Below are 258 nucleotides of genomic sequence, written 5' to 3' on the forward strand. Positions count from 1 at the left end.
GTATATATCACCGTCGTCATCAATTACTGGTGCATCCACTAAATCAAATGACCAGTCATTAATGGTTTCTATAGCACCATCGACCATTAATTTTAGCTCACTACACATTTGGGCTACCTCTTCGCGACCCCATTGCGCTTTAGCGCATAGCTTTTCAAACAACTGACTATGAGCCTGATCTAATCCATCAACTTCGTTTGTCAGCTCTGGGACTTCAATATAATCGCTTTCATCTTCATCTGAGGTAAAGATCTGTTC

General features: G+C 41.1%; 1 protein-coding gene. It reads right to left on the minus strand.

What is annotated here, in order from left to right; all coding sequences use genetic code 11:
- Nucleotides 1-258: tellurite resistance TerB C-terminal domain-containing protein (locus tag AAEY57_RS20405; RefSeq protein ID WP_350608712.1), on the minus strand; the 258-nt coding region annotated here is incomplete at both ends.

The organism is Pseudoalteromonas sp. MER144-MNA-CIBAN-0113 (assembly GCF_040308965.1).
GTDB lineage: Bacteria > Pseudomonadota > Gammaproteobacteria > Enterobacterales > Alteromonadaceae > Pseudoalteromonas > Pseudoalteromonas tetraodonis.